We start from the raw sequence: 24,402 nt of genomic DNA on the forward strand, positions 1-24,402 counted from the left end.
GGCAACGCAAGCAATCTCGATCGGCGACATTCATCAGGAAGAGCGCGCATCATGGGTGCCCATGGTCGCGATTGCGTTCGGCCAGATGATCATGTCGTTCAACGTCGCGTCGTTGCCGGTTGCGATGGGGGGAATGGTGGCCAGCTTCGGCGTGCCGCCGACCACGGTCGCGACTGGAATCGTGGCGTACTCGATGCTTGTCGCCGGGTTCGTGATGCTTGGCGCCAAGCTCGCCCAAAGGTTCGGGGCGGTGCAGGTATTTCGCGGTGCCGTCGTGCTTTTCCTGATAGCGCAGATTGCGATGACGTTCAGCCCTACGGCCTCCGTCATGATTTCCGCTCAGGCGCTTTGCGGCGCTGCGGGCGCGGTGATCGTGCCCTCGCTCGTCGCGCTGATTGCCGAGAATTATGCCGGACGCCAGCAGGCGACGGCCCTTGGCGCGTTGGGCTCGGCGCGGGCTGCCGCCGGCGTGCTGGCATTTGTCGTCGGCGGGTTGCTCGGCACCTATATCGGCTGGCGCCCCGCATTTGGAATTCTCATCGTTGCCTCGGCGATCGCTTTCGCTCTGAGTTTCCGCCTGCGGCCGGACCACGGTCGCCCGGATGTCCAGATCGACATGATCGGGGTCGCTCTTGCCGCGAGCGCGATCATCTTCATCAGCTTCGGCTTCAATAATCTGAACAGTTGGGGCGTGATCCTGGCGACCCCTAACGCGCCATTCGACTTGCTGGGCGTCTCGCCGGCACCGGTCCTGATCGTGCTTGGCATAGTGCTCGGGCAGGCATTCCTGATGTGGACGCATCGCCAGCAGGCCGCGGGGAGGACGCCTTTGCTGGCGTTGGAGGTGATCGATTCGCCGGAGGAGAGGTGTGCGGTCTACGCGCTGTTCGCGGTCGTGGCGCTCGAGGCCGCGCTGAACTTCACGGTGCCGCTCTACATCCAGATCGTGCAGGGACGTTCGCCAATCGCGACGGCGATCGCGATGATGCCGTTCAATCTGACCGTCTTTCTCTCGGCGATGCTGATCGTCAATCTCTACGACAAGCTGACGCCCCGCCAGATCGGACGCTTCGGCTTTGGGCTCTGCACCGTTGCGTTGCTGTGGCTCGCGTTCGTCGTGCGCAACGACTGGAGCGAGATTCCCGTTCTCCTTGGCCTCGTGCTGTTCGGTATCGGCCAGGGCTCGCTGGTGACACTGCTGTTCAACGTTCTGGTCACTGCTTCGCCCAAGGCGTTGGCGGGGGATGTCGGGTCTTTGCGCGGAACCACGCAGAATCTGGCGGCTGCCGTTGGCACCGCGGTGGCCGGAGCTCTTCTGGTCGGTCTTTTGAGCACGATCGCGCTCGGCAGGATCGCGGCCAGTCCGGTGCTGACCAAGGAGCTTCAGAGCCAGGTTGATCTCGGCAACATCACTTTCGTCAGCAATGATCGGCTGCGCAGCGTACTCGAAGGCACGAGCGGTACGCCACAGCAGGTCGAGGAAGCCGTCCGGGTCAACACCGAAGCGCGCCTGCGCGCTTTGAAGATCGGGTTGCTGATCATGGCCGGCCTCGCACTGCTTACGGTCATTCCCGCGGGACGGCTGCCGAATTATCGGCCAGGCGAAATACCGGACGACGGAGCGACCGGCGAGGGCGAGCGATCGGCCTGATCGGACGTCGGGCGCCGCGGGGCAAGAAGGTCTCTGCAATAACCAGGTGCCAGATATGGATGAACTCGACCGTCGCATCGTGCTCCGGAGAATGCTTGGCGGCGTCGCAGTCGCTGGTCTCGGAACCGGCTTGCTGATGCAGGCGGCCAAGGCGCTGCCAGTCGCCCCCGAAGATGCCCTCGTCGCGAAGACGGATGATCCGGAGCGGCCGCTTCATATGGTCGTCGCCCGGCCACCACCGCGCCCGCGTCCTCCGCCACCGCGCCGCCGCCGCTGGACCTGTTGGTGGCACAGAGGTCGCCGCCGCTGTGGATGGCGCTGGTGAGGGCAGGCACAAGCTCCGGCGGCGCGAGTGGCGCGGTTGCGCGGCCTGGAATGCGCGACCGTGCCATGGCTGCCAGGGATCAAGGAGGACGACATGGCTACCTATGAGAACAGTCCCACGATGCTCCGCGGCCTGCCTGGCCCGCCTTTATGGGTCTGCGTTCTGCTGGGCCTCGTCATGATCGCCGCGGGCCTTCTGGTGCTGGGAGATGTCGTGCTTTTCACCGTGATCAGCGCCATCTTTATCGGCTGGACGGCCATTGTTGCCGGCGGGTTCGAAATCCTGCACGCCTTCTGGACCAAGGGCTGGGGTGGATTCGTGTGGCAGCTTCTGCTGGGGGTGCTCTACCTTGCCTGCGGAATCGTTCTGCTCAGCCAACCGGTGGCGAGCGCGCTGCTCCTGACCTATGCCCTCGGTCTCATGCTTTTGGTCTCAGGGATTGTGCGCATGCTGGTCGGCATCGGCCATTGGCAGCAGTCCGGCTGGATCATGCTGGCATCCGGGCTGTTTGGCGTTCTGGCCGGCCTCATCATTCTGACGGGATTTCCGGCGACCGGGCTGTGGGTGCTCGGGCTGCTGCTGGGGATCGATCTGCTGTCTCATGGCATCGGATGGCTGACTTACGCTTTACAGCCTGCCGCCAGAGCGGCTCAATAGGCCGTCGATCCTCTAGGGAGCAGCAGAACTCTCATTAATCGTCTGAAATCAAATCGGCTCCTCGCGACATCAATGACGGTCTCGCGCGATGCGCCATCGGCGGAGAGTGGACATGTCAGGTTTGAGGAAGGGCGTGAGAGTTTCGGCGCTGGTTGCGTCGATCGTGATGAGCCTCGTCGCCTTGCTGCCCGCGCAAGCTCAGCAGAATGGCGACGTGCTGTTTCAGAACGTGCGAATTTTCGATGGCAGGAATGGCGCGCTGTCCGGGCCGTCCAATGTGCTGATCCGGAACAACAAGATCGAGAAAATTTCGACTGGGCCGATCGCGGCCGACGCTCAGGTGATTGCCGGCGACGGACGGGTGCTGATGCCCGGGCTGATCGACGCGCACTGGCATGCACTGCTGGTACGCCCGACGCCGGCGGCCGTGATGGCCAGCGACATCGGTTACATCAATCTTCTTGCGGCCGCCGAGGCAACGGCCACCCTCATGCGCGGCTTCACCACCATTCGCGACATGGGCGGGCCGGCCTTTTCCCTCAAGCGCGCGATCGACGAAGGTCTCGTCGCCGGTCCCCGCATCTACCCATCCGGTGCCATGATCACCATCACCGGCGGCCATGGCGACTTCCGGCCGCTGTCCGATCTGCCCAGAACAATCGGCGGCATGCTCAGCCGCATGGAGAGGATAGGCGGCGCCATGGTCGCGGACAGCCCGGATGAAGTTCGCGTGCGCGCGCGCGAGCAACTCATGCAAGGGGCTACGCAGGTCAAGCTCACGGCGGGCGGTGGGGTGGCGTCGCCGTTCAGCCCGCTCGATGTGTCCACGTTCACTGAACCGGAGTTGCGCGCCGCGGTCGAGGCTGCGGAGAACTGGGGTACTTATGCCGTCGTACACGCCTACACGCCGGTCGCGATCCAGCGATCGATCGCAGCGGGGGTCAAGTGTATCGAGCATGGTCATTTGATGGACGACGCGTCGGCCCGCCTGATGGCCGAGAAGGGAATTTGGCTGAGCACCCAGCCCTTCCTCGATATGTCGGGCGCCAGCGCCCTTGGACCTGCGGAGCAGGACAAGATGCGGCAGGTCGTTGCCGGCACCGACAGGGTCTACGGCTTTGCGAAGAAGTACAAGTTGAAGACGGCATTCGGTACCGACGTGTTGTTCTCGAAGGCACTCGCCGACCGGCAAGGCGCCATGCTGTCAGCCCTCACGCGATGGTACACGCCGGCTGAAGCGCTCATCATGGCGACATCGACGAATGCCGAATTGCTCGGTCTGTCCGGGCTTCGAAATCCATATCCAGGCATGCTGGGCGTGGTGGAGGAAGGCGCGTTGGCCGACCTTCTGCTGGTCGATGGCAATCCAATCGACAACATCAAGCTGATAGAGGATCCGGCGAAGAATTTCCTGGTCATCATGAAAGATGGGAAGGTCTACAAGAATCTTCTTGGTGGTGACCGGAACAGGTAGGCGGACATAGTCACAAGGCGGGCCAAGCGGCAGCGTCAAAGCATCGGCTTGTAGCCGATATGGCTGCCGACGTGGCCGGTGGAGCAGCGATCGCCGGAAGGGCAAGGGCAGCTACTACCGCCGAAACTGCGTCAGAAACGTCCGCAAGGAATCGTGCGGGCTCTCGACATCCGAAATCACCCAGCCGTCGGGACCATTGACGACGATGAAGTTGAGCGTGACGGCGCGGCCTTCATTGTCGAATGTCACCGTCACGTCGGCCTTGTCGAACTGCCGGCGCGGGATTGCGATCGAGATCGGGCCGAGCCGCCAGGTCGGGCTCTGCACCAGAAAATCGTAGGGCGCATCGTGCAGCGCGGTCCAGGCACCGCGCAGGGTGGGATCGAAGAATCGGCGAGCCGTTTCCTCGTCGCGCGGCAGGCCGTTGGAATATTCGGCGCTGCCTCGCCCATAATGGGCGTAGACGTTGCGGATCAGGGATTCCGGCGAACGGAACCCGGCACAGGCTGTGGCGGAGGCGAAAACCACCGCAACCAGCGAAAAACCCGCAAGGAATTTGCCGCGTCCCATCAGCTTTATTTGCCGTTGCCCCTGACATATCTTGCAGGGAAATCCCTATGAACGAAAGCTACCCGGCGCGATGCGCGAACTTTTCGACGATGTCCCAGAACAATCTCCGTTCGATCCGCAGGAGGCGGTGCGGCGCCACATCCGCACGCCCCAGCGCAAGCGGTTCTACACCAGCGCCGGCGTCGCCGAGGCCGATGGCGGATTTTCGATCACGCTCGACGGCAAGCCGATCCGCACGCCGTCCGGCAAGCCGATCGCGGTGCCGACGCGGGCCATTGCGGACACGGTGGCGGCGGAATGGAATGCGCAGCGCGAGACCATCGATCCCATGACCATGCCGCTGACGCGGCTTGCCAACAGCGTGATCGAGGGGGTGATCGATCGCATCGACGAGGTCGCCGACGATGCGGCCAAGTTCCTCGGCAGCGACCTCTTGTTCTACCGGGCCGGCCATCCAGAGACGCTGGTGGCGCGCGAGGCCCAGCACTGGGATCCGATCCTGTTCTGGGCCGCCGACGCGCTCGGCGCCCATTTCGTGATGGCCGAGGGGGTGATGCATGTCGGCCAGCCCGAGCCTGCGATCAAGGCGGCGCGGGCGGCGTTCCCGACCGACCCATGGTCGGTCGCGGCGCTCCATGTGGTGACGACGCTGACCGGCTCGGCGCTGCTGGCGCTGGCGCTCGCCCATGGCGTCCGCGACGAGGACCAGGTCTGGGCCGCCGCCCATGTCGACGAGGACTGGAACATCGAGAAATGGGGCGTCGACGAGGAGGTCGCCGTCCGCCGCGCCGCCCGCCAGCTCGATTTCAAGGCCGCCGCCGGCGTGCTCAGGGAGCTCAAGCCGGCCGCCGGTTAACGAGGGGTTTACGGCGCCGGGCTAGCCTGCGGCACGTTCCTCGCGCAGGGCCGAGACCTCCGACATGGCACTCGCCATCAATCCCGTGCTGCCGGTGCTCGCCTCGAAGGAGGCGGACGGCGTTGCGCCGGACCTCAAGCTTGAGGCCGGCAGCGTCGTCAATGCGCAGGTGCTGAAAGTGCTGTCCGCCGATCTGGTGCGGATCGCGATCGCGAGCCTGTCGATCGACGTCCAGACCGAGGTGCCGCTGCAGCAGGGCCAGAACCTGCAGCTCGAAGTGTCGCAGACCAATGACGGCATCCGCCTGCAGCTGGTCGGGCCGGGGCCGGACACCGGCGATGCCGTACGGCTGTCGCCGGCAGCGGCCAACGCCACCGATGCCGCCCAGCCGGTCGCCCCGGCACCGAAGGCTGTATTGACGCCGCTGGAGCGCGTCACCATCACCGCGACGGCGCAGACCGCGGCGGCGGTGCAGGGAAGCCAGGCGCCGCTGTTCGCCAATCTCGCCGCGGTCGCCTCGGCCAATCTGCCGCCGAAGCTGCAGGCCGCGATCGCGCAGGTGCTGGCGCAGCAGACCGGTCTCGACGAGAATTTGAGCGGCGATGCGGTCAAGACCGGCTTGCAGAAATCCGGCCTGCTGTTCGAGGCGACGGTGGCGGCGGGCATTGCGCCCGCGAGCGGCAGCGCGCCCGATCTAAAGGCCGCGCTGATCGTGCTGCGCCAGGCGCTGACCTCGCTTGGTACCGCTGATGCCGGCAGGCCCGCGTCCGCCACACCGCTCCAGCAACCGGCGCAGGCCAGCGCCGCGACGGCGCCGAGCCTCATGCCATCCGGCACGCCAGACCTCGACGTTCAGGAGATCTTGCTGCCGCAGGCCCGCCTGCCGGTCGCCGAGGATGTCACCCGCGGCACCACAGGGTTCGCAGGGGCGCTCGCGGATGCGCTCGATGCCGGCCCGTCCTCCGGCGGCGCGCTCAATCTCATTCAGCAAGCGCTGCACGAACTCGGCAACCCCGCACGGCAAGGCGCCGCGCCGAGGGAGATGCTGCCGGGCGAGGTGCCGGTACGCGACAACACACCGCCACCGCCGTTTCGCGGTGCGCTGCCGTCGGCGCAGGCCGTCGCCGAGCCGTCGATCGCCCCAAACACGCCACTCGCGACCGCCGCGCATCGCCTGCTGGAAAACACCGACGCCGCGCTGGCGCGGCAGACGCTGCTGCAGGTCGCCTCGCTGCCGGACCGCGGCGACGCTACGCGGCCGCAGCTCGACGCCATGCTGCCGCGCTGGAATTTCGAGATCCCGTTCCTGACCCCGCAGGGCACGGCGATGGCGCAGTTCGAGATTTCCCGCGACGGCGGCGGCAATGAGGTCGAAGCCGCCAAGCGGGTGTGGCGCGCGCGCTTCACGCTCGATATCGAGCCGGCCGGCCCGGTGCACGCGCTGGTGTCGCTGAACGGCGAGCGCACCTCGGTGCGGATGTGGGCCGAGCGTCCCTCGACCGCCGCGCAACTGCGCGCCGGCGCTTCCGAGCTGAGCCGGGCGCTGACCAGGGCCGAGCTCACGCCCGGCGACATCGAGATCCGCGACGGCACCCCGCCGCAACCCGCACCCGCCCGCGCCGGCCATTTCCTGGACCGCGCATCATGAGCGAGGCCAACAACCAGCTCGCGGTCGCGCTGCATTACGACCACGCCGGTGCGCCGCGCGTGGTGGCAAAAGGCAAGGGCGCGATCGGCGCCAAGATCATCGAGGTCGCCAAGGCCAACGACATCCCGATCGAGGAGAACGAGGTGTTGGCCGGCGCGCTCTCCAATGTCGAGCTCGGCGACGAGATTCCGGCCGAGCTCTACAAGGCCGTCGCCGAGGTGCTGGTGTTCGTGCTGCGGATGTCGGGCCGGGCGCGCTAGCGGGCGCGTTTTCGAGCGAAGCGGGCACCGGTTCGCGTGAAGAAAACGCGACAGACAAGTGAGTCTTCTTGCCATCCTTTCACCACGATGGCATCCACCATCGTCGTCAATGCGAACCTGCCCAGGACTTGTCGTGATCCATCGCCGCCATGCGCTCGGTCTGCTTGCTGCCGCTACGATCCTGCCATCGCGCAGCTTCGCCAATGTGTCCTACCAGCGCAGCGAGTTTCGCGAGGAGCTGCAAAAGCGGTTCTTCGAGCTCGGCACCGAGGGCACCTTCGTCGGCTACAAGGTCGAGGACTATCTGATCATCGCCAGCGACAAGGTCCGCTCGGGCGAGGGCAGGCTGCCGGCCTCGACCTTCAAGATCCCGAACGCGCTGATCGCGCTCGAGACGGGGGTGGTGCAGGACGCCGACAAGGACCTCTTCAAGTGGGACGGCACAACCCGCAGCATCGAGGCCTGGAACAAGGATCACACGCTGCGCTCCGCGCTCGCGGTGTCGGCCTTTCCGGTGTTCCAGGAGATCGCCCGCCGAATCGGCGAGGAGCGGATGAAGAAATATCTCGAGATCATCGACTACGGCAACCGCGACATCGGCGGCGGCATCGACCAGTTCTGGGTGGCCGGCAATTTGCGGATCGATCCGGTGCAGCAGATCGATTTCCTCGACCGGCTGCGCCGCGGCGTGCTGCCGGTCGACAAGCGCAGCCAGCAGCTGGTGTGCGACATTCTCCCGGTGACGAAAGTCGGCGACGCCGTCATTCGCGCCAAGACCGGCCTCACCGACAAGGAGCACGGCTCGCTCGGCTGGCTGGTCGGCTGGGCCGAGAAGGGCACCGACATCACGGTGTTCGCGATGAACATGGACTGCAAGACGCAGGCGCAGACCGATGCGCGGATGAGCGTCACGCAGCAATGCCTCACCGATATCGTCGCGCTGTGATGACCTGATCTGCGTGTTCATCGCTGGCTGGCGCTACGTAGCTCGACTAGCATCCTCCGATAAAATCAAGCGGAGGAATCATGCATTCAGCAACAGTCTGGCTCTCGTCGCTCACGCTGGCCGCGGCCGGCGGCTGGCTCGCGGCGACGGTGTTCTCGGTGCCGGCCACCAGCAAGGAGCCGCGCTTCCCGCAGCTCACGATGGAGCAGCTCAGCGACCTGCAAAAACCGCTCGGCGAGCAGATCATGAAGGTGTCGAGCGTCGGCATCGGCGGTCCCTACAATCCGATGATCCGGAGCCCGGTGCTCGGCCAGCGGCTCTACGATCTGTTCTATTATCTGCGCTGGCAGACCTCGGTGCCGACACGGCTGAACGAGTTCGCGATCCTGATCATCGGCCGGCAGTGGCGCTCGCAGGTCGAGTGGTTCGCGCACGCGCCGCTCGCCGCCAAGGCCGGCCTGCCACCCGACGTCATCGCGGAGCTCAAGGCCGACAACCGGCCGTCGAAGATGGCCGACGACGAGGCGGTCGTGTACGACTTCGTCACCGAGCTGACCACGACCAAGAAGGTCTCCGACGAGACCTATGCGCGGGCCAAGAAGATTTTCAACGATCAGCAGATCGTCGACCTCACCGCGGTCGCCGGCAATTACGTGATGGTGGCGATGATCCTGGCGATGGCGGAGGAGACCGTGCCGCCTGGCAAGGAGGAGCCGTTCAAGGTTGGTGAGAAGTAGGGGCGGCGCGGACTCCGTTCACCTCGCCCCGCGTGCGGGGAGAGGTCGGAACGCATCGCAGATGCGTTCCGGGTGAGGGGACTCTCCTCAGGCACAGCTATCACCGTGCAAGAGGAAGCAGCCCCTCACCCCAACCCTCTCCCCGTAAGAACGGGAGAGGGAGTAGGGCGCCGTCGCTATTGGCGCCCGATCGCTCGCTGCAAGGTCGGCATCAGCTTCGGGTCGCGGCATTGCGCGACGTTGAAGCGCATGAAGGCGGCGGCCGTCTGCGAGGCGCTGAACACGTTGCCGGGCGCCAGCACGACATTGTCCGTTAGCGCCAGCCGCGCCACGTCGGCGGAGTCGCACCCGTCGGGCAGATGGCACCACAGATAGAAGCCGCCGCGCGGCATCAGCCAGGGTGTGACGCCGATGCGCTGCAGTTTGTCGCCGACGTCGCGGCGGGCGCGGGCAAGGCGCCGGCGCAGCTCCTCAACATGCTTGCGATAGAAACCGCTCGACAGCACGCCGGCGATGATCTCGGTGGCGACCGCGCTCGGGCCGCCGAAACCGGTCGCGACCTGGAGATCGACGAGATCCTCGATCCAGTCCGCCCGCGCGGCGATGAAGCCGCAGCGCACCGATGCCGACAGCGTCTTGGAGAAGCTGCCGATCCGGATCACGCGGCTCAGGCCATCGAGCGCGGCGAGCCGCGCCGAAGGCTCCGGCTCGAAGTCCGCAAAGATGTCGTCCTCGACGATGGTGAGATCATGGGCGGTGGCGGCATTCAGCACGCGGTGCGCGGTCTGCGGCGACAGCGTCGCACCGGTCGGATTATGCAGCGCCGAGTTGGTGACATAGAGCCGCGGCCGCTCGGCGGCCAGTGTCGCCTCGAAGCTTGCGACATCGGGGCCCGATGCCGTGTAGGGCACGCTGACGATGCGAACCTGATGCGCGCGCAGCAGCGCCCGGAAATTGAAATAGCAGGGATCGTCGACCAGCACAGTGTCGCCCGGCCGCAGCAGGAAGCGGCAGACGAGGTCGATCGCCTGCGTGCCGGACGCGGTCAGCAAGAGCTGCTCGGGTGGCACCTCGAGGCCCTCGTCGGCAAACCGCGCCATCAGGATCCGACGCAGCGTGAGCGAGCCGCGTGTCGCGCCATAGTCGGAGAGCACGGCGTCGTCGGCCCGCGCGAGGCCGCGCAGCGCGCGCCGCAGCGCCTCGGTCGGCATCCACTCGGCGGGCAGCCAGCCGCAGCCGGGTTTGAGCGCGCCGGTCTCGGCATCAAGCGATTGCCGCGACACCCAGAACGGATCGACTGCGCGGTCGCGTTGCGGCTGGTCCTTGGCGAGCGCGAGCGGCGGCAGGGCCGTGGACGAGACATAGAAGCCGGAGCCGGGCCGGGCGCGGATCAGGCCCTCGGCCACCAGCCGGTCATAGGCTTCGACGACGGTGGAGGGCGACACGCCCATGGTCGCGGCCAGGCCGCGGATCGAGGGCAGGCGGTCGTCGGCGACCAGCGCGCGGCTCGCCACCTTGGCGCGGATCGCGTTCATCACGTCGGTGGTCCGCGTCGCCTTTGGCGCATCGGATTGCTGTTGCAAGTGTATGCCTACCTTTGCCCATACAGTTTTGCGATATTGTACTGATCTGTAGCTGCCTTGGCGAGCCTCCGCCGGCTATGGTCGGTGCGAGGTGGACTCGGCTTCACCTCGCCCCGCCTGCGGGGAGAGGTCGGAACGCATCGCCAGATGCGTTCCGGGTGAGGGGGAGTCTCCACGGGTTCGGCCGTTACCGAGTATGCGGGGCGGCCCCTCACCCCAACCCTCTAAGAGCGAGCTTCGCTCGTCTCGGCCCCGCAAGAGCGGGGCGAGGGGGCGCAGTTACGTTTTGGGAAGCAAAGTACGATGGACAAGGCTTCGATCGACGGCTGGGGCAGCGGCCTGCTCGGCGTGATTATCTTCAGCGGCTCGCTGCCGGCGACCCGCGTGGCCGTGGCAGAGTTCTCGCCGCTGTTCTTGACTTCGGCGCGGGCGGCGATCGCGGCGCTGCTCGGCGCCGCGCTGCTTGCGGCGCTGCGGCAGCCCTGGCCGCAGCGCAAGGATCTGGTGTCGCTGACCATCGTCGCACTCGGCGTCGTGATCGGCTTTCCGCTGCTCACCGCGCTCGCGCTCCAGCACATCACCTCGGCGCATTCGATCGTGTTCATCGGGCTGCTGCCGCTGTCGACCGCCGTGTTCGGCGTGCTGCGCGGCGGCGAGCGGCCGCAGCCGCTGTTCTGGCTGTTCTCCTGCATCGGCAGCGCGACGGTCGGCGCGTTCGCCTTGTCGAGCGACGGATCGGCGTCGCTGACCGGCGACCTCCTGATGGTCGCCGCCATCATCGTCTGCGGCCTCGGCTATGCCGAGGGCGCGGCGCTGTCGCGGCGGCTCGGCGGCTGGCAGGTGATCTCCTGGGCGCTGGTGCTCTCAGTGCCCGTGGTGCTCGTGATGACGATCATGACGCTGCCGCCGAGCTGGCAGGGCATCGGCGCGCCGGCCTGGCTCGGGCTCGCTTATGTCTCGATCTTCAGCATGCTGGTCGGTTTCGTGTTCTGGTATCGCGGCCTTGCGATCGGCGGCATCGCCAGCGTCGGCCAATTGCAGCTGCTGCAACCGTTCTTCGGCCTCGCGCTGGCCGGCCTGTTGCTGCACGAGCAGGTGCCGTGGTCGATGATCGTGGCGACCATGCTCGTCGTCGTCTGTGTGGTGTTCGCGCGCCGCTTTGCTTGACGTCTGTCTCTCCTCACGGTGAGGAGCGCGGAACGCGCGTCTCGAACCATGAGGCCACAGGCGGGCCTGCATCCTTCGAGACGCCAGCAATCGACGCGCACGCTGTCAATTTGACCGGCCGTGCGTGACGTCAGGAAGCGGGCGCTAGGCGGGCTCCTGCGCTTTCCCGATCCGCCCGAGATGGGTGAAGCCAAAGCCCTTGGAATATTTCAGCCCGTAGCCGAGCGCGCGGTCGATCCCGATATGGGCGAGCCAGATCATCGCGATCGATAGCACCAGCGGCGCCGCGGCGGCAAAGCCCAGCGTCATCAGCGCGACCGGCGCCAGATAGCTGTGGGCGGCGTTGTAGACGATGGCGCCGACCCGCGGGCCGGCGAGATAGGCCGCGAAACTCAAATCCGGCACCAGGAACAGCAGGACATAGACCAGCCACGAGCCCTCCCATTGGGCATAGAGCACGGTCATGCCGAGGAACAGCACGAGGCCCTCCAGCCGGAGCAGGGTGCGCACCCCGCCGGTCGGTGCGCCGGTCTCGACCGTGGCCGTGCTCGTGTCGGTCATCGCCATCTCCCCAGATATCGGAAAATCCTACCGTTTTTGCGCCCGAACCCGTCCACAACCGCCTTTCCGGTTCCGAAATGGCCGTGCTAAGCCATTTCCGAACGAAGCGGACCTCGGCTCGCGCCGGGACGCGGACTGTAGCTAACACGGGCGGAAACAAATGAAAGATATCCTCGATACCCTCGAAGAGCGGCGCGCCGGCGCCAAGCTGGGCGGCGGCGAAAAGCGCATCGAGGCGCAGCACGCCCGCGGCAAGCTGACCGCCCGCGAGCGGATCGAGCTCCTGCTGGACAAGGGCTCGTTCGAGGAATTCGACATGTTCGTCGAGCACCGCTCGATCGAATTCGGCATGGAGAAGACCAGGATCCCCGGCGACGGTGTCGTCACCGGTTGGGGCACGGTCAACGGCCGCAAGACGTTCGTCTTTGCCAAGGATTTTACGGTGTTCGGCGGCTCGCTTTCCGAAACCCACGCGCTGAAAATCACGAAACTGCAGGACATGGCGATGAAGGCGAGGGCGCCGATCATCGGCCTCTATGACGCCGGCGGCGCGCGTATCCAGGAGGGCGTCGCGGCGCTGGCGGGCTATTCCTATGTGTTCCGCCGCAACGTGCAGGCCTCGGGCGTGATCCCGCAGATCTCCGTCATCATGGGCCCCTGCGCCGGCGGCGACGTCTATTCGCCCGCGATGACCGACTTCATCTTCATGGTGAAGAACACCAGCTACATGTTCGTCACCGGCCCCGACGTGGTGAAGACCGTCACCAACGAGGTGGTGACCGCCGAGGAACTCGGCGGCGCCTCGGTGCATGCCACGCGCTCCTCGATCGCCGACGGCGCGTTCGAGAACGACGTCGACGCGCTGCTGCAGATGCGCCGCCTGATCGACTTCCTGCCCTCGAACAACAGCGACGGCGTGCCGGAATGGCCGAGCTTCGACGATATCGGGCGGGTCGACATGTCGCTGGACACGCTGATCCCCGACAATCCGAACAAGCCCTACGACATGAAGGAATTGATCCTCAAGGTCGTCGACGAGGGCGACTTCTTCGAGATCTCGGAGACCTTTGCGAAAAACATCGTCACCGGCTTCGGCCGCATCGCCGGCCGCACCGTCGGCTTCGTCGCCAACCAACCGATGGTGCTGGCGGGCGTGCTTGACAGCGACGCCTCACGCAAGGCCGCGCGCTTCGTTCGGTTCTGCGATGCTTTCAACATCCCGATCGTCACCTTCGTCGACGTGCCGGGCTTCCTGCCGGGCACCGCGCAGGAATATGGCGGCCTGATCAAGCACGGCGCAAAGCTGCTGTTCGCCTATTCGCAGTGCACGGTGCCGCTCGTCACCATCATCACCCGCAAGGCCTATGGCGGCGCCTTCGACGTCATGGCGTCGAAGGAAATCGGCGCCGACATGAACTACGCCTGGCCGACCGCCCAGATCGCTGTGATGGGTGCCAAGGGCGCGGTCGAGATCATCTTCCGCTCTGACATCGGCGACCCCGACAAGATCGCCGCCCGCACCAAGGAGTACGAGGACCGCTTCCTGTCGCCCTTCATCGCCGCCGAACGCGGCTACATCGACGACGTCATCATGCCGCATTCGACCCGCCGCCGCATCGCGCGGGCGCTGGCGATGCTGAAGGACAAGAAGGTGGAGATCCCCGCGAAGAAGCACGACAATCTGCCGTTGTGAGGAGAGCGTAGGGTGGGTTAGCGCAAGCGTAACCCACGACCTTCGCATGCGCGTCTCCCTTTGTTGCTCTTGTTGTCGTCATTCCGGGGCGCGCGTGAGCGCGAACCCGGAATCTCGAGGTTCCAGGGGCGTACGATCCGTGGCGGGTTGCGGCTTCCACCTTCGCTCACTGCGCTACGCGCGCGGACCCGGTCGCGTAACCGGCCCTGCGAACAGAGAGCTGAGCTCAGCCCCATTCCAACCCTTTACGCTGAAAGGGGCGGACAGTCCGTCACGGCAGGCAGGAGAAACTGGTTGAGGATGGCGTTTGAGATGGCATCGTGGTCGAAGGCGTTCACGACGACCACCAGATCGAGCCCGGGCACGATGAAAAGGCGTTGGCCACCGCTGCCGTACGCGGCGATCCAGATCAGGTCGTGACCGTTCAGCAAGGAACGGCCAAGCCACCAGTGATAACCATAGTAGACGACCACGTGCCCTCCGGCGTTAACCCGCGGCTTGGTCGACTCGGCGATCCACGCGGCGGGCAGGACCTGTCTGCCGTTCCAGCGTCCATCATTCGCGACGAGTTCGCCAAGCTTGGCGACGTCGCGCGGCCGTAGCCGCAATCCGGCAAAGGCCGCGAGTTCGGCACTGCCGGTAAAGCTGAGCCACTCGACATCAGTGATGCCGAGCGGTTCGAACAGCTTGTCTCTGGCAAAAGCATCGATCCGTTGGCCGACGCTCTTGGCAAGGGCCGCAGCCAGGAGGCTGGTGGCGCCGCCGCTATAGTTGAACGATACGCCGGGCGGGAGCGCCATCCGCTGTTGCAGAACATAGCGGTAGGGATCTTTCGCTTCGAGCAGATGCCGTTCGTTGTTCGCCTGACTGTTCCAGCCGCGCGCTTCATCCCACCGTAGACCGTGCGACATGGTGAGCAGGTGCCGGAACGTGATGCGAGCGTTCCTCGTCGTACGAAGATCGGCATATTCGGGGAAATAGTCGATAACAGCGGAATCGAGCGGCGGAAATTGTCCCTTGCCGATGGCCAAGCCGATCAGAAGTGAGGTTACGCTCTTCGAGATGGAGCGGATGTCGTGCTTCGTTTCCGGCGAAAATTGAACCGGTGCCGACCACTCCATCCACCGCCGCTCCCGGCCGGCGAAATAGCGCTCGAACACAAGCTTGCCGCGCCGTACGATGACAACGGCGTGAACGTTGCGCTTGGGCCATTGTTTGAGAAACGCGTCGAGTCTGGAGAGGCTTTCGGCATCGAAGCCGACCTCGGCGGGAGCCGCAGCGACCCATCCGTCGTCGAGCGTTGAACAGGCTAACATTTGATTTGAGTCCGAATCGGATGACCAAGAGCTAGCGCGCGCCTGAAGCGTAGCGATTTCTTGCGAAAATGAACACGGCGGGTTACGGCTTCCGCCTGACCCGCCCTACAGGTCCGAACCCGATGACCGAAGACGAGCCGACCGACGAGATCTCCGAGATCGAGGCGCAGATCGAGGAGCTTGCCGAGAGCGCCGAGCGCTCCCGGCGGATCATTCTCGGCTCGAAGGTCGCGATCGCAGGCGGGTTCGCGTTGCTGGCCGTCGCGCTGCTCGAGCTGTTGGGCGCCGGTCAGACCGCGGCACTCGGATCGATCGCACTGGTGCTCGGTGGTATCGTGTCGCTCGGCTCGAATGTCAGCACACTGCGGCAGACCGAGGCTGCGATCAGCACCGCCGAGGCGCGCCGCGCGCGTTTGATCGGCAATATCGACCTGCGCCTGGTTCACGACGCGCCGCTGAAACTGATGTGAGGCGCGGCGGGCGCGCAAAGCGGCGCCGCAAACTCAGTGTCGTCCTGACGAAAGCCAGGACTCATTATCCCAAGTCTCAATTGTTGCGCGACGCTGGGGCGATCCCGTTCATCACCGAAATGCGGTGGTAATGGGTCCCGGCTTTCGCCGGGACGACAGCGGAGGGAGTTACTTCGACGCCAGCGGTACGTAGTCGTATTCGCCGACGCCTTGCAGGATCAGGAACGTCAGCGACGTCGTGCCGGCGTTGGTGACGAGGTGAGGGCGGGTCGGGCGGACGGCGTAGACTTCGCCGACCTTCAGGTTCACTTCCTCCTTGGGCTCCTGCAGGAACAGCCGCATCTGGCCCTCCAGCACATAGAAGGTGTCGGAGATGTTGCTGTGGGTGTGCCACGGCACCTTCTGGGTCGGCGAGAGCTGCAGCTCCATGATGCGGAAGCCGGGGCGGGCGGCGTGCTGGGCGCGGCGCTCGACTTCGTAGAGATGGCTGGCGTCCTTGACCGGTTGTCCTGGCTTCATGGCGGCCTCCCTGTGGTGTTGTCCCGTCGGGCGGGAAGGCGATGATGCTAGTCCCGTTCTGCCGCGCGCGGAACGGCCGGAATGGTCATGGCGGGCGCGCACGGTGCGTAGGGCGGGGCAGGCGCGGCTGTAACCTGCCCCGCAAGATCTCACTTCATCCCCATGCAGTTCGCATAGAATGTGGTCGTCGCCGGCCAGTCGGAAAACATCGCGCGGACGCCGACCTGTCTTGCCAGCACGTCGAGCACGGTCAACGTGTCGCCGTCGCGGTCGATCGCCGCCTTCACCGACTTGTGGTAGAACGCACCGCCTCGGTTGAGCGGCCCGTCGCGCTCCAGCGACCAGCCGATCAGATCGAGGCCGGCGGCCTTCGCTGCCCTGGCGTAAGCCGACGGGACGATCTCGCCCTTGTCGTTCAGCGCCAGCATCGCGAAGATCGGCGGTCCCAGGATCGCGACGCCGGAGGCCTTCAATTCCTGCATCGACGGCTTCCAGGTCTCCGGCCGGTTCGGATCGAGGCCCGCTTTCTCGTAGCGGTCCTCGAGATAGAGCGCCTGGCTGGCAAAGTCGGGTTCGGTCTTCACCCAATAGAGGATGTCCTTAAGGCTGAAGCTCTGTGGGAACACGTCGCTCGGCGGAATGCCGGCGGCCTTGTAGGCGGCGAGCATCTGGGTCGCATATGTCTCCTGGGTGTAGTCGCCGTCGAACGGCATCGCCACCTCCGGCGCCTTCAGCTCCGGCGTGAATTTTGCGCCGAGACTTTTGATCAAGGCGATGCTCTCGTCATGGCTCATCAGCGTGCCGGAATTGGCGTAGAGGTCGGTGCGCCAGCGCGGCGTGCCGTTCTGGTACTCCTCGGGCGTCCTCGCATCCGGATTGAAGCCGTCCATTTTCGCGGTGAGCCGCTTGAATTCGGCGAGCGTGATGTCGCTGGTGCAGCACTTCGCCGAGGCCTTCCTGCCGGCGGCGGGATCGGCCGGGCTGAAGGGTTGCGTGCATTTTGAAGCGAGATCCGGCACCGTCAGGATGTTGGTCGTGGTGTGCAGGTCGCATTGCGAGTGCCGGCACACCAGCTGGCGGTCCCTGGTGAAGGTGACGTCGCATTCGATCACGCCGGCGCCCATCCGTGCGGCGGCGAGATAGGATTCGCGGCTATGCTCGGGAAATTGCAGCGCGGCGCCGCGATGGCCAATCGAAAAATCGGTCTTGTGGAACGGCCCGGTGCATTGGCTGAGCTGCTGCTTCAGGGGCCCGTCCTTCATCTTGTCGACCAGATAGAACGGGCGCGGCCCGAGCTGCGCCTCGCGCGGCAGCGCGATCTCCCCGGCGGCGACGGGCAGCGCGGCGCCGAGGGCGAGCAGGAACGAGAGCAGGGCGGTGCGGTGACGGGCAAGCATGGGTGATCCCCCTGATCAGGCATTGTCAGCAGGCCGACATATCACGGAGCATATGCCGGCCGCCTGTGCGAAATGAAACCATGGAGGAAAACCAATGCCCGCAGCCTATTTCGTCGTCCGCGCCACCGTCACGGACATCGCCCGGCGTGCCGCCTTCGACGCCTGGTATTCGCGCGAGCATCTGCCGGACGCGATGAAATCGTTCGGCGCCGAGCGCGCCTGGCGATGCTGGAGCCTGAGCGATCCCTCGCTGCACCAGGCGACTTATCAGTTCGCCGACGAGAAGGCGCTCGAGCGCGCGGTGAGCAGCGATCACATGAAGCGGTTGGTCGCCGACTTCAACCGTGACTGGCCGGAGGTGACACGCACGCGCGATCTCCTGGTGCTGGCGGAGGAGGCGACGGCGGCATGATGGTTGCGTGACGTCACGACGTCGACAACGCTCGAGTTCCATGAAACGTGAACGCGCGGTTCAGCGAGCGTTCAGCTCGCGAGGCAAAAACTTACTGCTGCAGTTGGTCCAACTCAGCAACAAAGGGAAACGCTCATGGAACGTCGGGATTTTCTGAAGATGGCCTTCGGTGTCGCCGCCGGAGCCGTCACCTTCGCAGCGACGGCGCAGGCGGCGCCGCTCGCGCCGCTTCCCCTCAACCAGGATGCACGCGCACCAGCGGCTGGCGAAGCGCATCCCGCCGTCACAACGGCCGAGGAGGTCGGCCGCATGAAGCCCGAGCAAGTACGCTGGCATTATCGCCATTGGGGTTGGCGTCACCGGCACTGGCACCGCAGGCATTGGGGCTGGCGTCGCCACCATTGGCGCCGTCATCACTGGCGCCGCTGGTGATATCGACTCCATGACGAAAAGAAAAACCCCGCGCCAGGCGGGGTTTTGTTAGTTCGGAATCTGCCGCGATCAGATCGGGCGGCAACGGCCGTAGCGCCAGACGAAGCCGTACGGGCAGGCGCGGACACGCGGCGCCACCACGACGGGGCGCTCGACCACGACCGGCGGGCGCACGACAACGGCGCCCGGCGCGACGACGACGCCGCGATTCCTGACGCAGCCGCCATAGGGGCCACGGTGCCAGCCGGGGCCGCAGCCACCGGCCGCATCAGCGGCGCTGATGCCGGCGAATGCGGTCGTCAGCAGAACTGCTGCAGCAAAAAGATACTTCATGTCTTCTCCTTTTTTATTTTGGGCCGCGCTGCGGCACCGCAACAAGCTTTCGTCTACCGATTCGCCCGGCCGGATCATTGCAGAAGGCGTGCCCGATGTCGCCGACCATAATGTTGCGGCCTGAATGCGACATGAATGTTGCAGCTCACAGCTGCGTCAGCACGCCGCAAGCCGGCTCAGCATCACTTCGAAATATTTCGCGGACGCCGGGCAGCCGCGCGCTGTTGGCGAGCGTACGAGAATACATCGGAAGGCGAGGCAAACGAGACCGGCGGTTCATCGACGCTTGCCCGAAGGCGCACCGCTACTGGTCTGGGCCGAACAGCGCGGCAAATCGCTTCTCGCCGTTGCGCGAAAAATTGACCACGCGGCTGCCCGGTGCAGCGTCGCGCGCGGCCCATTTCAGTTCCGTGAAGCGGTCCATCATGGCAGCGCCCAGCGTGCCGGCGAGATGATGCCGCCGCTCGCTCCAGTCGAGGCAGGCCTTGCACACCGGCCGGCGCGGATGCGTCAGCGCATCGGCGTCGATCTGCAGCTCCTCGGCCATGAAGCGCTTGCCTTCGCCGGTGAGCTCGATCGCCTGCTTGCTCTGGCGGACCAGCTTCTGCCGCTTCATGCTGTCGAGCATCTGAACGCCGAGATCGCCGGCGAGATGGTCGTAGCAGATGCGGGCGCGGCGCAGCGCCGGATCCTTTGGCCCGGTGCGCACCCGCATATGGCCGGCGCGGGCGGCAATGCCCTGCAGGCCTTCCAGCACGTCGGCGACGTCGGGGTCGGAGAGGCGGTAGTAGCGGTGGCGGCCCTGCTTCTCGGGCTCGATCAGCCCGCCGGCCTCGAGCTTGGAGAGATGCGAGCTCGCCGTCTGCGGCGTGATGCCGGCCTCCTGCGCCAGCTCACTCGCGGTCAGCGCCCGGCCGGTCATCAGCGCGGTCAGCATGTTGCAGCGCGCGGGATCGCCGACCAGAGCGGCGATCCGGGAGATGTCGGGTCCTGCTTTCATAGTTCGATGATAGCCGAAGCATCGAGGTCGGACAAGCCGCTATTGTTCAACGGGCCGTCATTGCGAGGATTGCTTCGCTGACGCTCGCAATAACGGAAACATGACTGGAGGCCATCAATGACCGTCACCGTCTTCATCCGCTACCAGCTCGATCCGTTCAAGCGCGCGATGTTCGAGGAGTATTCGCGGAACTGGCTCTCGATCATCCCGCGCTGCGGCGGCGACCTCATCGGCTACTGGATGCCGCATGAGGGAACCAACAACATCGCCTTTGCGCTGATCTCGTTCGACAGCCTTGCCGCCTATGAGGCCTATCGCGCGCGGCTGCGCCAGGACAAGGAGGGAGTGGCGAACTTCAACTTCGCGGAAGAAAACCGCTTCATCCTCGCCGAGGAACGGACATTTCTCCGCAAGGTCGAGGTATAGTAGGGCCACAACAGCAATGTGCGGGAGGCGCCCATGATCGCAGTGATCTTCGAAGTCTGGCCCAAGCCTGAGCAACGGGATCTCTATTTCGACCTCGCCGCCGAGCTGAAGCCGATCCTGCAGGAGATCGACGGCTTCATCTCGGTCGAGCGGTTCGAGAGCATCACCGAGAAGGGCAAGTTCGTGTCGCTGTCATTCTTTCGCGACGAGGCTGCGGTGGAAGCCTGGCGCAACACGATCGAACATCGCCGTACCCAGGCCAAGGGCCGCGCGCGGATCTTCGAGAACTACCGGCTGCGGGTGGCAAGCGTGATCCGTGATTACGGCCTGAACGAACGCGATCAGGCGCCGAAGGACAGCCGCGCGGCGCATGAGCCGCACTAGCGGGCGGATGCGTGGGTGCCTATCTGTGCGCGGCCAATGACTCCAGGGAGCGACCAATGCCACTGCCAACTGCTGACAAACGCGCCGCCTTCAGGAAGCTGCATGAGAGCGGGTGCTTCATCATTCCGAATCCGTTCGATGTCGGCAGCGCCCGCGCCTTGCAGCATCTCGGCTTCAAGGCGCTGGCGTCGACCAGCGCGGGCTTTGCATGGACCATCGCCAAGGCCGACAACCGCGTCACCGTCGATGACGTCTGCGACCACCTGACCGCACTGTGCGCGGCGGTCGATATTCCCGTCAATGCGGATTTCGAGGGCGGCTTCGCGGTCGAGCCCGACAAGGTCGCCGCCAATGTCGCGCGCGGCGTCAAGACCGGCGTCGCCGGGCTTTCCATTGAGGATTCCACCGGAGACGCCGCCAACCCGCTGTTCGAGCACAAGCTTGCGGTGGAGCGCATCAAGGCGGCGCGCAAGGCCATCGATGCCGACAACAGCGGTGTGTTGCTCACCGGCCGCTGTGAGGCATTCCTGTGGGGCAAGAAGGACCTCAATCTGGTGATCGAACGGCTGCAGGCCTATTCGGAAGCAGGAGCGGACGTCCTTTATTCGCCGGGCATCGCGACCAAGGAGGAGATTTCCGCGGTTGTGAAGGCGGTGGCGCCAAAGCCGGTCAATCTGTTGATCGGCGGCGCGTCGGAGCTGACGCTGCAATCGGTCGCCGATCTCGGCGTGCGCCGGATCAGCGTCGGCGGAGCGCTTGCGCGGATGGCCTGGACCGGCGTGATGAAGGCGGCCAAGGAGATGGCCGAGAAGGGCACCTTCACGGAATTCGCCAACGGCTATCCCGGCGGCGAGCTCAACAAGATGTTCAAGTAGACTCACACGCAAAAAAGCAGCGGGCCGCCGGGGCCCGCTGCTTCATCGCTCACGATAGCGAGCGGATTACTTGTTCTTGTCGCCGGTCGAGTCGGCCGGCGCCGCCGAGCGGTCGATTTCCTGTCCAGTCGGCTTGTTGGCCGATGGAGAGGCCGGCTGCGCAGGTGCCGCGCCCGTGGTCGTGCCGGGCTGGCTGTTCGGCTTCGGCGTCACGTCGCGCATGCCCGGAGGCGGCGCGGCCGGATTGGCCGGCTGCTGCTGCGCGGTCTGCGCTGACGGCGTGGTACCCGCCTCATGCACCGAGGTATTGTTCAAGCCGTAGAACAACGCACCGAGCACCACGGCCACCGCGACGGCGAACATCGCGATCTTGGTGGTGCTGGCCGGTCCCTCCTGGAGGTCCGGGTCCGGCTGCAGCTCGTTGTCCAGCCTGTTGAAGCGCGCCTGACGGCGCATTTCGTCCTCGGTCAGGTTGGCGCGATACGGATCGTCAGGTTGATGGGCCATTGCAAAGTTCCTCCGTTAGCACCCTGAAAGCTAAACGCAGAGGACAATGGCTGGCGCGCGAGGATGTTCCGCGCCAATGTTGCAACCTGTTCATGCAGGAACCGCCGATTCCTCGGGTTCCAACCTGTTTCATGAGGCCTTTTCAATGTGGACCATGCCGCCCACCGATTCGGTGCTGCACTTGCTCTCGTTCATTGCGGTTGCGGCGCAGTCGATGACGGCGGCGCTGGCGGCAGGCAGGCGCAGCATGGATTGGGCCGGCGTCTGCATGCTCGGCGCGATCACCGCGCTCGGCGGCGGCACCATCCGCGACGTTCTGCTCGGACATTATCCGCTGCTCTGGGTCGCGCACCCGATCTACCTTGCGGTCGCGGCGGCGGGCGCCTTCGCCACCATCCTGCTGGCGCGGCTCGTGCACCGGCTCAACCTCGCATTCCTGGTGCTCGATGCGATCGGACTTGTGGTGTTCACCATGGCCGGTTGCGACGTGGCCTCACAAGTCGACGTCCCGCTGCCGATCGTGATCGTCGCCGGCATGATCACCGGCTGCGCCGGCGGCGTGCTGCGCGACATCCTCTGCAACGAGGTGCCGTTGTTGTTTCGCAGCGAGCTCTACGCCAGCGTCTCCGTGGTGACGGGACTGTTCTATGTGACCGGCTCCGGGCTGCAGGTGAACACCCAGCTCTGGACCGCGCTGACCTTCGCACTCGGGCTGACGTTCCGCATGCTTGCGATCCGCTACCGATGGGAGATGCCGAAATTCGTGTTCAGCGACGAGGAGCGCTGAACGGCTATTTCGCCGTCCGCGCCTTGGCGACCTCGTCCGCGGTGACGGCCGGCGCCGCGTTACCCCAGGCATTGCGGATGTAGGTCGCAACGTCCGCGACCTCCTGGTCGGTGAGCTTGGGATAGGCCGGCATCGAGCCGCCGTTCGGGGCGCGCGGCGTGGTCACGGTCTGCGCGCCGTCGAGGATGATGCGCAGCGTGCTCGCCGGATTGGCCGATTGCAGATTGGCGTTGCCGGGCAGAGGCGGATAGATCCGCGGCGCGCCGGAGCCGTCGAGCTCATGGCAGGCGATGCAGGCCCCGCGGTAGATGCGTTCGCCATTGCTCATCTGCGCCGGCGAGGGCGGGGTGACCTCCGGCTCCGGCGCGCCGGCAGGCAGGCTCTTCAGATAGACCGCAATCGCGTGCACATCGGCGTCGCGCATCTTCGAAGTCGAATTGAGCACCACCTCGGACATCAGGGGGCCGGCATGGCTGTGCCCGTTGCGGCCGCTCTGCAGATATTCGGCGATGTCAGCGACGCTCCATGATTTCAGCCCGCTGCGCGCGGCGCCATCGAGCCTTGGCGCGAACATGCCTTGCACCGTGCTGCCACTGAGCGCCTGGTCACGCCTGTCGGCGCCGAAGGCGTTCTTGGGCGTGTGGCAGGCGCCGCAATGGGCGAGGGCCTCGACGAGATAGCGTCCGCGATTCCATTCCGCACCCTGGCCCTGGTCCGGCTGGATGATGCCCGGTGTGAAGAACAGTGCGTTCCACGCCCCCATTAGCACGCGGTAGTTCAATGGCCAGCGCAGCTCCGGCGGCGGCGCCTTGTTGCTGACCGGCGCCAGCGTCGCGAGATAGGCACGGATCGCCAGGATGTCGCCGCGGATCAGCTTCGTGAAGTACGGGTAGGGGAAGGCGGGATAATAATGCGCGCCGCTCGGCGCGACGCCCCTCCGCAGCGCGCGCAGGAAATCGTCGTCGCTCCAGCCGCCGATGCCGGTATCGCGGTCGGGGGTGAGGTTCGGCGAGAACACCGCACCGAACGGCGTGTCGATCCGCTTCCCCCCGGCAAAAGGCTTTGCCGGATCGGCCGTGTGGCAGCTGGCGCAGTCGCCGGCGATCGTGAGCGCCTTGCCGCGGGCGATGACGTCGTCGGTCGGCGCGGCGGCGCATTCGCGGGTCGCGAGCGCGCCGCACAACAGCGCTGCAACCAGAATCGCACCCGTCGTTCGAAATCGTCGCCGCATCCGATCACCTTCCGGTCCACAAGACGCGTCACGCCATTTCGCCACGGGCCTGTCCTGCGACAGAAACCGAAACGGCCCTGCAATATTCCCGGCACGAAATTGCGATTTTTGAGCCACGGGCCTGGTCGCCCAGAATTGTGCTGCGCGGGCCGGAAAATCCGACATAGACTGGTTCCAACAAGCTC

The 24,402-nt window shown here is 65.5% G+C and carries 28 protein-coding genes; 18 read left to right on the forward strand and 10 right to left on the reverse strand.

The window, feature by feature from the left end:
* The first annotated feature begins 61 nt into the window (after positions 1-61).
* The 3 genes from J2R76_RS04095 to J2R76_RS04105 all read left to right on the forward strand — a co-directional run bounded on the left by J2R76_RS04095 (position 62) and on the right by J2R76_RS04105 (position 4,107).
* Entirely contained in the window at positions 62-1,651 is a 1,590-nt protein-coding gene (locus J2R76_RS04095) for an MFS transporter (protein ID WP_076831700.1), read from the forward strand.
* Positions 1,652-2,069: 418 nt separating this feature from the next.
* On the forward strand, positions 2,070-2,633 hold the full coding sequence (locus J2R76_RS04100; RefSeq protein WP_076831697.1) for an HdeD family acid-resistance protein: 564 nt from the start codon (positions 2,070-2,072) through the stop codon (positions 2,631-2,633).
* 166 nt (positions 2,634-2,799) lie between these two features.
* On the forward strand, positions 2,800-4,107 hold the full coding sequence (locus J2R76_RS04105) for an amidohydrolase family protein (protein ID WP_244558928.1): 1,308 nt from the start codon (positions 2,800-2,802) through the stop codon (positions 4,105-4,107).
* A gap of 114 nt (positions 4,108-4,221) precedes the next feature.
* Here J2R76_RS04105 and J2R76_RS04110 read toward each other — a convergent pair whose 3' ends face one another.
* Positions 4,222-4,677: a hypothetical protein gene (locus J2R76_RS04110; RefSeq protein WP_057015498.1), complete on the reverse strand. Its 456-nt coding sequence runs from the start codon at positions 4,675-4,677 to the stop codon at positions 4,222-4,224.
* Between the two features lie 70 nt (positions 4,678-4,747).
* Here J2R76_RS04110 and J2R76_RS04115 point away from each other — a divergent pair, with 70 nt between their 5' ends.
* From J2R76_RS04115 to J2R76_RS04135, 5 genes are all read left to right on the forward strand, one after another.
* Positions 4,748-5,533: an ATP12 family chaperone protein gene (locus tag J2R76_RS04115; protein WP_057015499.1), complete on the forward strand. Its 786-nt coding sequence runs from the start codon at positions 4,748-4,750 to the stop codon at positions 5,531-5,533.
* 64 nt (positions 5,534-5,597) lie between these two features.
* Positions 5,598-7,181 carry a flagellar hook-length control protein FliK gene (locus tag J2R76_RS04120; protein ID WP_076831346.1) on the forward strand — a complete coding sequence of 528 codons (1,584 nt, stop codon included), beginning with the start codon at positions 5,598-5,600 and terminating at the stop codon, positions 7,179-7,181.
* Positions 7,178-7,441, forward strand: coding sequence for an EscU/YscU/HrcU family type III secretion system export apparatus switch protein (locus tag J2R76_RS04125; protein WP_028335488.1), 264 nt, complete (start codon positions 7,178-7,180; stop codon positions 7,439-7,441). The genes J2R76_RS04120 and J2R76_RS04125 overlap by 4 nt, the downstream gene beginning before the upstream one ends.
* Positions 7,442-7,574: 133 nt before the next feature.
* A complete protein-coding gene (gene blaOXA / locus J2R76_RS04130) occupies positions 7,575-8,387 on the forward strand; it encodes a class D beta-lactamase (RefSeq protein WP_076831343.1) in 813 nt (270 codons plus the stop codon).
* An 80-nt stretch (positions 8,388-8,467) separates the two neighbouring features.
* Positions 8,468-9,124: a carboxymuconolactone decarboxylase family protein gene (locus J2R76_RS04135; protein WP_076831341.1), complete on the forward strand. Its 657-nt coding sequence runs from the start codon at positions 8,468-8,470 to the stop codon at positions 9,122-9,124.
* 176 nt (positions 9,125-9,300) lie between these two features.
* Here the strand turns inward: J2R76_RS04135 and J2R76_RS04140 are convergent, their stop codons facing one another.
* Positions 9,301-10,659 carry a PLP-dependent aminotransferase family protein gene (locus J2R76_RS04140; protein WP_076831695.1) on the reverse strand — a complete coding sequence of 453 codons (1,359 nt, stop codon included), beginning with the start codon at positions 10,657-10,659 and terminating at the stop codon, positions 9,301-9,303.
* A 351-nt stretch (positions 10,660-11,010) separates the two neighbouring features.
* Here J2R76_RS04140 and J2R76_RS04145 point away from each other — a divergent pair, with 351 nt between their 5' ends.
* Complete coding sequence (locus tag J2R76_RS04145; RefSeq protein WP_076831338.1) at positions 11,011-11,874, forward strand: DMT family transporter; 864 nt, start codon at positions 11,011-11,013, stop codon at positions 11,872-11,874.
* Between the two features lie 144 nt (positions 11,875-12,018).
* Here the strand turns inward: J2R76_RS04145 and J2R76_RS04150 are convergent, their stop codons facing one another.
* The gene (locus J2R76_RS04150) at positions 12,019-12,435 is read right to left on the reverse strand and encodes a DUF4260 domain-containing protein (RefSeq protein WP_028335494.1); all 417 of its coding nucleotides are present in this window, start codon (positions 12,433-12,435) and stop codon (positions 12,019-12,021) included.
* 160 nt (positions 12,436-12,595) lie between these two features.
* Here J2R76_RS04150 and J2R76_RS04155 point away from each other — a divergent pair, with 160 nt between their 5' ends.
* A complete protein-coding gene (locus J2R76_RS04155) occupies positions 12,596-14,128 on the forward strand; it encodes an acyl-CoA carboxylase subunit beta (RefSeq protein WP_076831336.1) in 1,533 nt (510 codons plus the stop codon).
* Positions 14,129-14,373: 245 nt separating this feature from the next.
* On the opposite strand, the gene J2R76_RS04160 is transcribed toward J2R76_RS04155, so the two are convergent.
* Complete coding sequence (locus tag J2R76_RS04160) at positions 14,374-15,444, reverse strand: serine hydrolase (RefSeq protein WP_076831333.1); 1,071 nt, start codon at positions 15,442-15,444, stop codon at positions 14,374-14,376.
* Between the two features lie 122 nt (positions 15,445-15,566).
* Here J2R76_RS04160 and J2R76_RS04165 point away from each other — a divergent pair, with 122 nt between their 5' ends.
* Positions 15,567-15,914 (forward strand): hypothetical protein, encoded by a 348-nt coding sequence (locus J2R76_RS04165; protein ID WP_076831330.1) that lies wholly within the window; start codon positions 15,567-15,569, stop codon positions 15,912-15,914.
* A gap of 168 nt (positions 15,915-16,082) precedes the next feature.
* Here the strand turns inward: J2R76_RS04165 and J2R76_RS04170 are convergent, their stop codons facing one another.
* Both J2R76_RS04170 and J2R76_RS04175 read right to left on the reverse strand, forming a co-directional pair.
* The gene (locus J2R76_RS04170) at positions 16,083-16,433 is read right to left on the reverse strand and encodes a cupin domain-containing protein (RefSeq protein ID WP_018272103.1); all 351 of its coding nucleotides are present in this window, start codon (positions 16,431-16,433) and stop codon (positions 16,083-16,085) included.
* A 149-nt stretch (positions 16,434-16,582) separates the two neighbouring features.
* Positions 16,583-17,830 (reverse strand): glycerophosphodiester phosphodiesterase family protein, encoded by a 1,248-nt coding sequence (locus J2R76_RS04175; RefSeq protein ID WP_057015960.1) that lies wholly within the window; start codon positions 17,828-17,830, stop codon positions 16,583-16,585.
* Positions 17,831-17,924: 94 nt separating this feature from the next.
* Between J2R76_RS04175 and J2R76_RS04180 the strand changes: the two genes are divergently transcribed.
* Together J2R76_RS04180 and J2R76_RS04185 are read left to right on the forward strand one after the other, a co-directional pair.
* On the forward strand, positions 17,925-18,242 hold the full coding sequence (locus J2R76_RS04180) for a hypothetical protein (protein ID WP_057015961.1): 318 nt from the start codon (positions 17,925-17,927) through the stop codon (positions 18,240-18,242).
* Between the two features lie 135 nt (positions 18,243-18,377).
* Complete coding sequence (locus tag J2R76_RS04185; RefSeq protein WP_076831329.1) at positions 18,378-18,674, forward strand: twin-arginine translocation signal domain-containing protein; 297 nt, start codon at positions 18,378-18,380, stop codon at positions 18,672-18,674.
* A gap of 69 nt (positions 18,675-18,743) precedes the next feature.
* On the opposite strand, the gene J2R76_RS04190 is transcribed toward J2R76_RS04185, so the two are convergent.
* Complete coding sequence (locus J2R76_RS04190; RefSeq protein ID WP_076831326.1) at positions 18,744-19,007, reverse strand: GCG_CRPN prefix-to-repeats domain-containing protein; 264 nt, start codon at positions 19,005-19,007, stop codon at positions 18,744-18,746.
* Between J2R76_RS04190 and J2R76_RS40560 the strand changes: the two genes are divergently transcribed.
* Positions 19,006-19,131, forward strand: a complete 126-nt coding sequence (locus J2R76_RS40560; RefSeq protein ID WP_256520351.1) for a hypothetical protein — start codon at positions 19,006-19,008, stop codon at positions 19,129-19,131. The genes J2R76_RS04190 and J2R76_RS40560 overlap by 2 nt on opposite strands.
* A gap of 180 nt (positions 19,132-19,311) precedes the next feature.
* Here the strand turns inward: J2R76_RS40560 and J2R76_RS04195 are convergent, their stop codons facing one another.
* Complete coding sequence (locus tag J2R76_RS04195; RefSeq protein ID WP_026192884.1) at positions 19,312-20,007, reverse strand: helix-turn-helix transcriptional regulator; 696 nt, start codon at positions 20,005-20,007, stop codon at positions 19,312-19,314.
* Positions 20,008-20,124: 117 nt separating this feature from the next.
* On the opposite strand from J2R76_RS04195, the gene J2R76_RS04200 reads away from it, so the two are divergent.
* Genes J2R76_RS04200 through J2R76_RS04210 form a run of 3 tightly spaced genes read left to right on the forward strand, consistent with a single transcriptional unit; the run spans position 20,125 to position 21,692 of the window.
* Positions 20,125-20,433 carry an NIPSNAP family protein gene (locus tag J2R76_RS04200; protein WP_050384507.1) on the forward strand — a complete coding sequence of 103 codons (309 nt, stop codon included), beginning with the start codon at positions 20,125-20,127 and terminating at the stop codon, positions 20,431-20,433.
* 33 nt (positions 20,434-20,466) lie between these two features.
* Positions 20,467-20,817, forward strand: coding sequence for an antibiotic biosynthesis monooxygenase (locus tag J2R76_RS04205; RefSeq protein ID WP_028338223.1), 351 nt, complete (start codon positions 20,467-20,469; stop codon positions 20,815-20,817).
* A 56-nt stretch (positions 20,818-20,873) separates the two neighbouring features.
* On the forward strand, positions 20,874-21,692 hold the full coding sequence (locus J2R76_RS04210) for an oxaloacetate decarboxylase (protein ID WP_057015964.1): 819 nt from the start codon (positions 20,874-20,876) through the stop codon (positions 21,690-21,692).
* A 66-nt stretch (positions 21,693-21,758) separates the two neighbouring features.
* Here J2R76_RS04210 and J2R76_RS04215 read toward each other — a convergent pair whose 3' ends face one another.
* Positions 21,759-22,199, reverse strand: a complete 441-nt coding sequence (locus J2R76_RS04215; RefSeq protein WP_253623757.1) for a hypothetical protein — start codon at positions 22,197-22,199, stop codon at positions 21,759-21,761.
* Positions 22,200-22,344: 145 nt separating this feature from the next.
* Between J2R76_RS04215 and J2R76_RS04220 the strand changes: the two genes are divergently transcribed.
* Positions 22,345-22,986 carry a trimeric intracellular cation channel family protein gene (locus J2R76_RS04220; protein ID WP_076831320.1) on the forward strand — a complete coding sequence of 214 codons (642 nt, stop codon included), beginning with the start codon at positions 22,345-22,347 and terminating at the stop codon, positions 22,984-22,986.
* Positions 22,987-22,990: 4 nt separating this feature from the next.
* Here the strand turns inward: J2R76_RS04220 and J2R76_RS04225 are convergent, their stop codons facing one another.
* Complete coding sequence (locus tag J2R76_RS04225) at positions 22,991-24,217, reverse strand: cytochrome c (protein WP_076831318.1); 1,227 nt, start codon at positions 24,215-24,217, stop codon at positions 22,991-22,993.
* Between the last annotated feature and the right edge of the window lie 185 nt (positions 24,218-24,402).

The organism is Bradyrhizobium sp. USDA 4532 (assembly GCF_024171315.1).
Lineage (GTDB): Bacteria > Pseudomonadota > Alphaproteobacteria > Rhizobiales > Xanthobacteraceae > Bradyrhizobium > Bradyrhizobium australafricanum.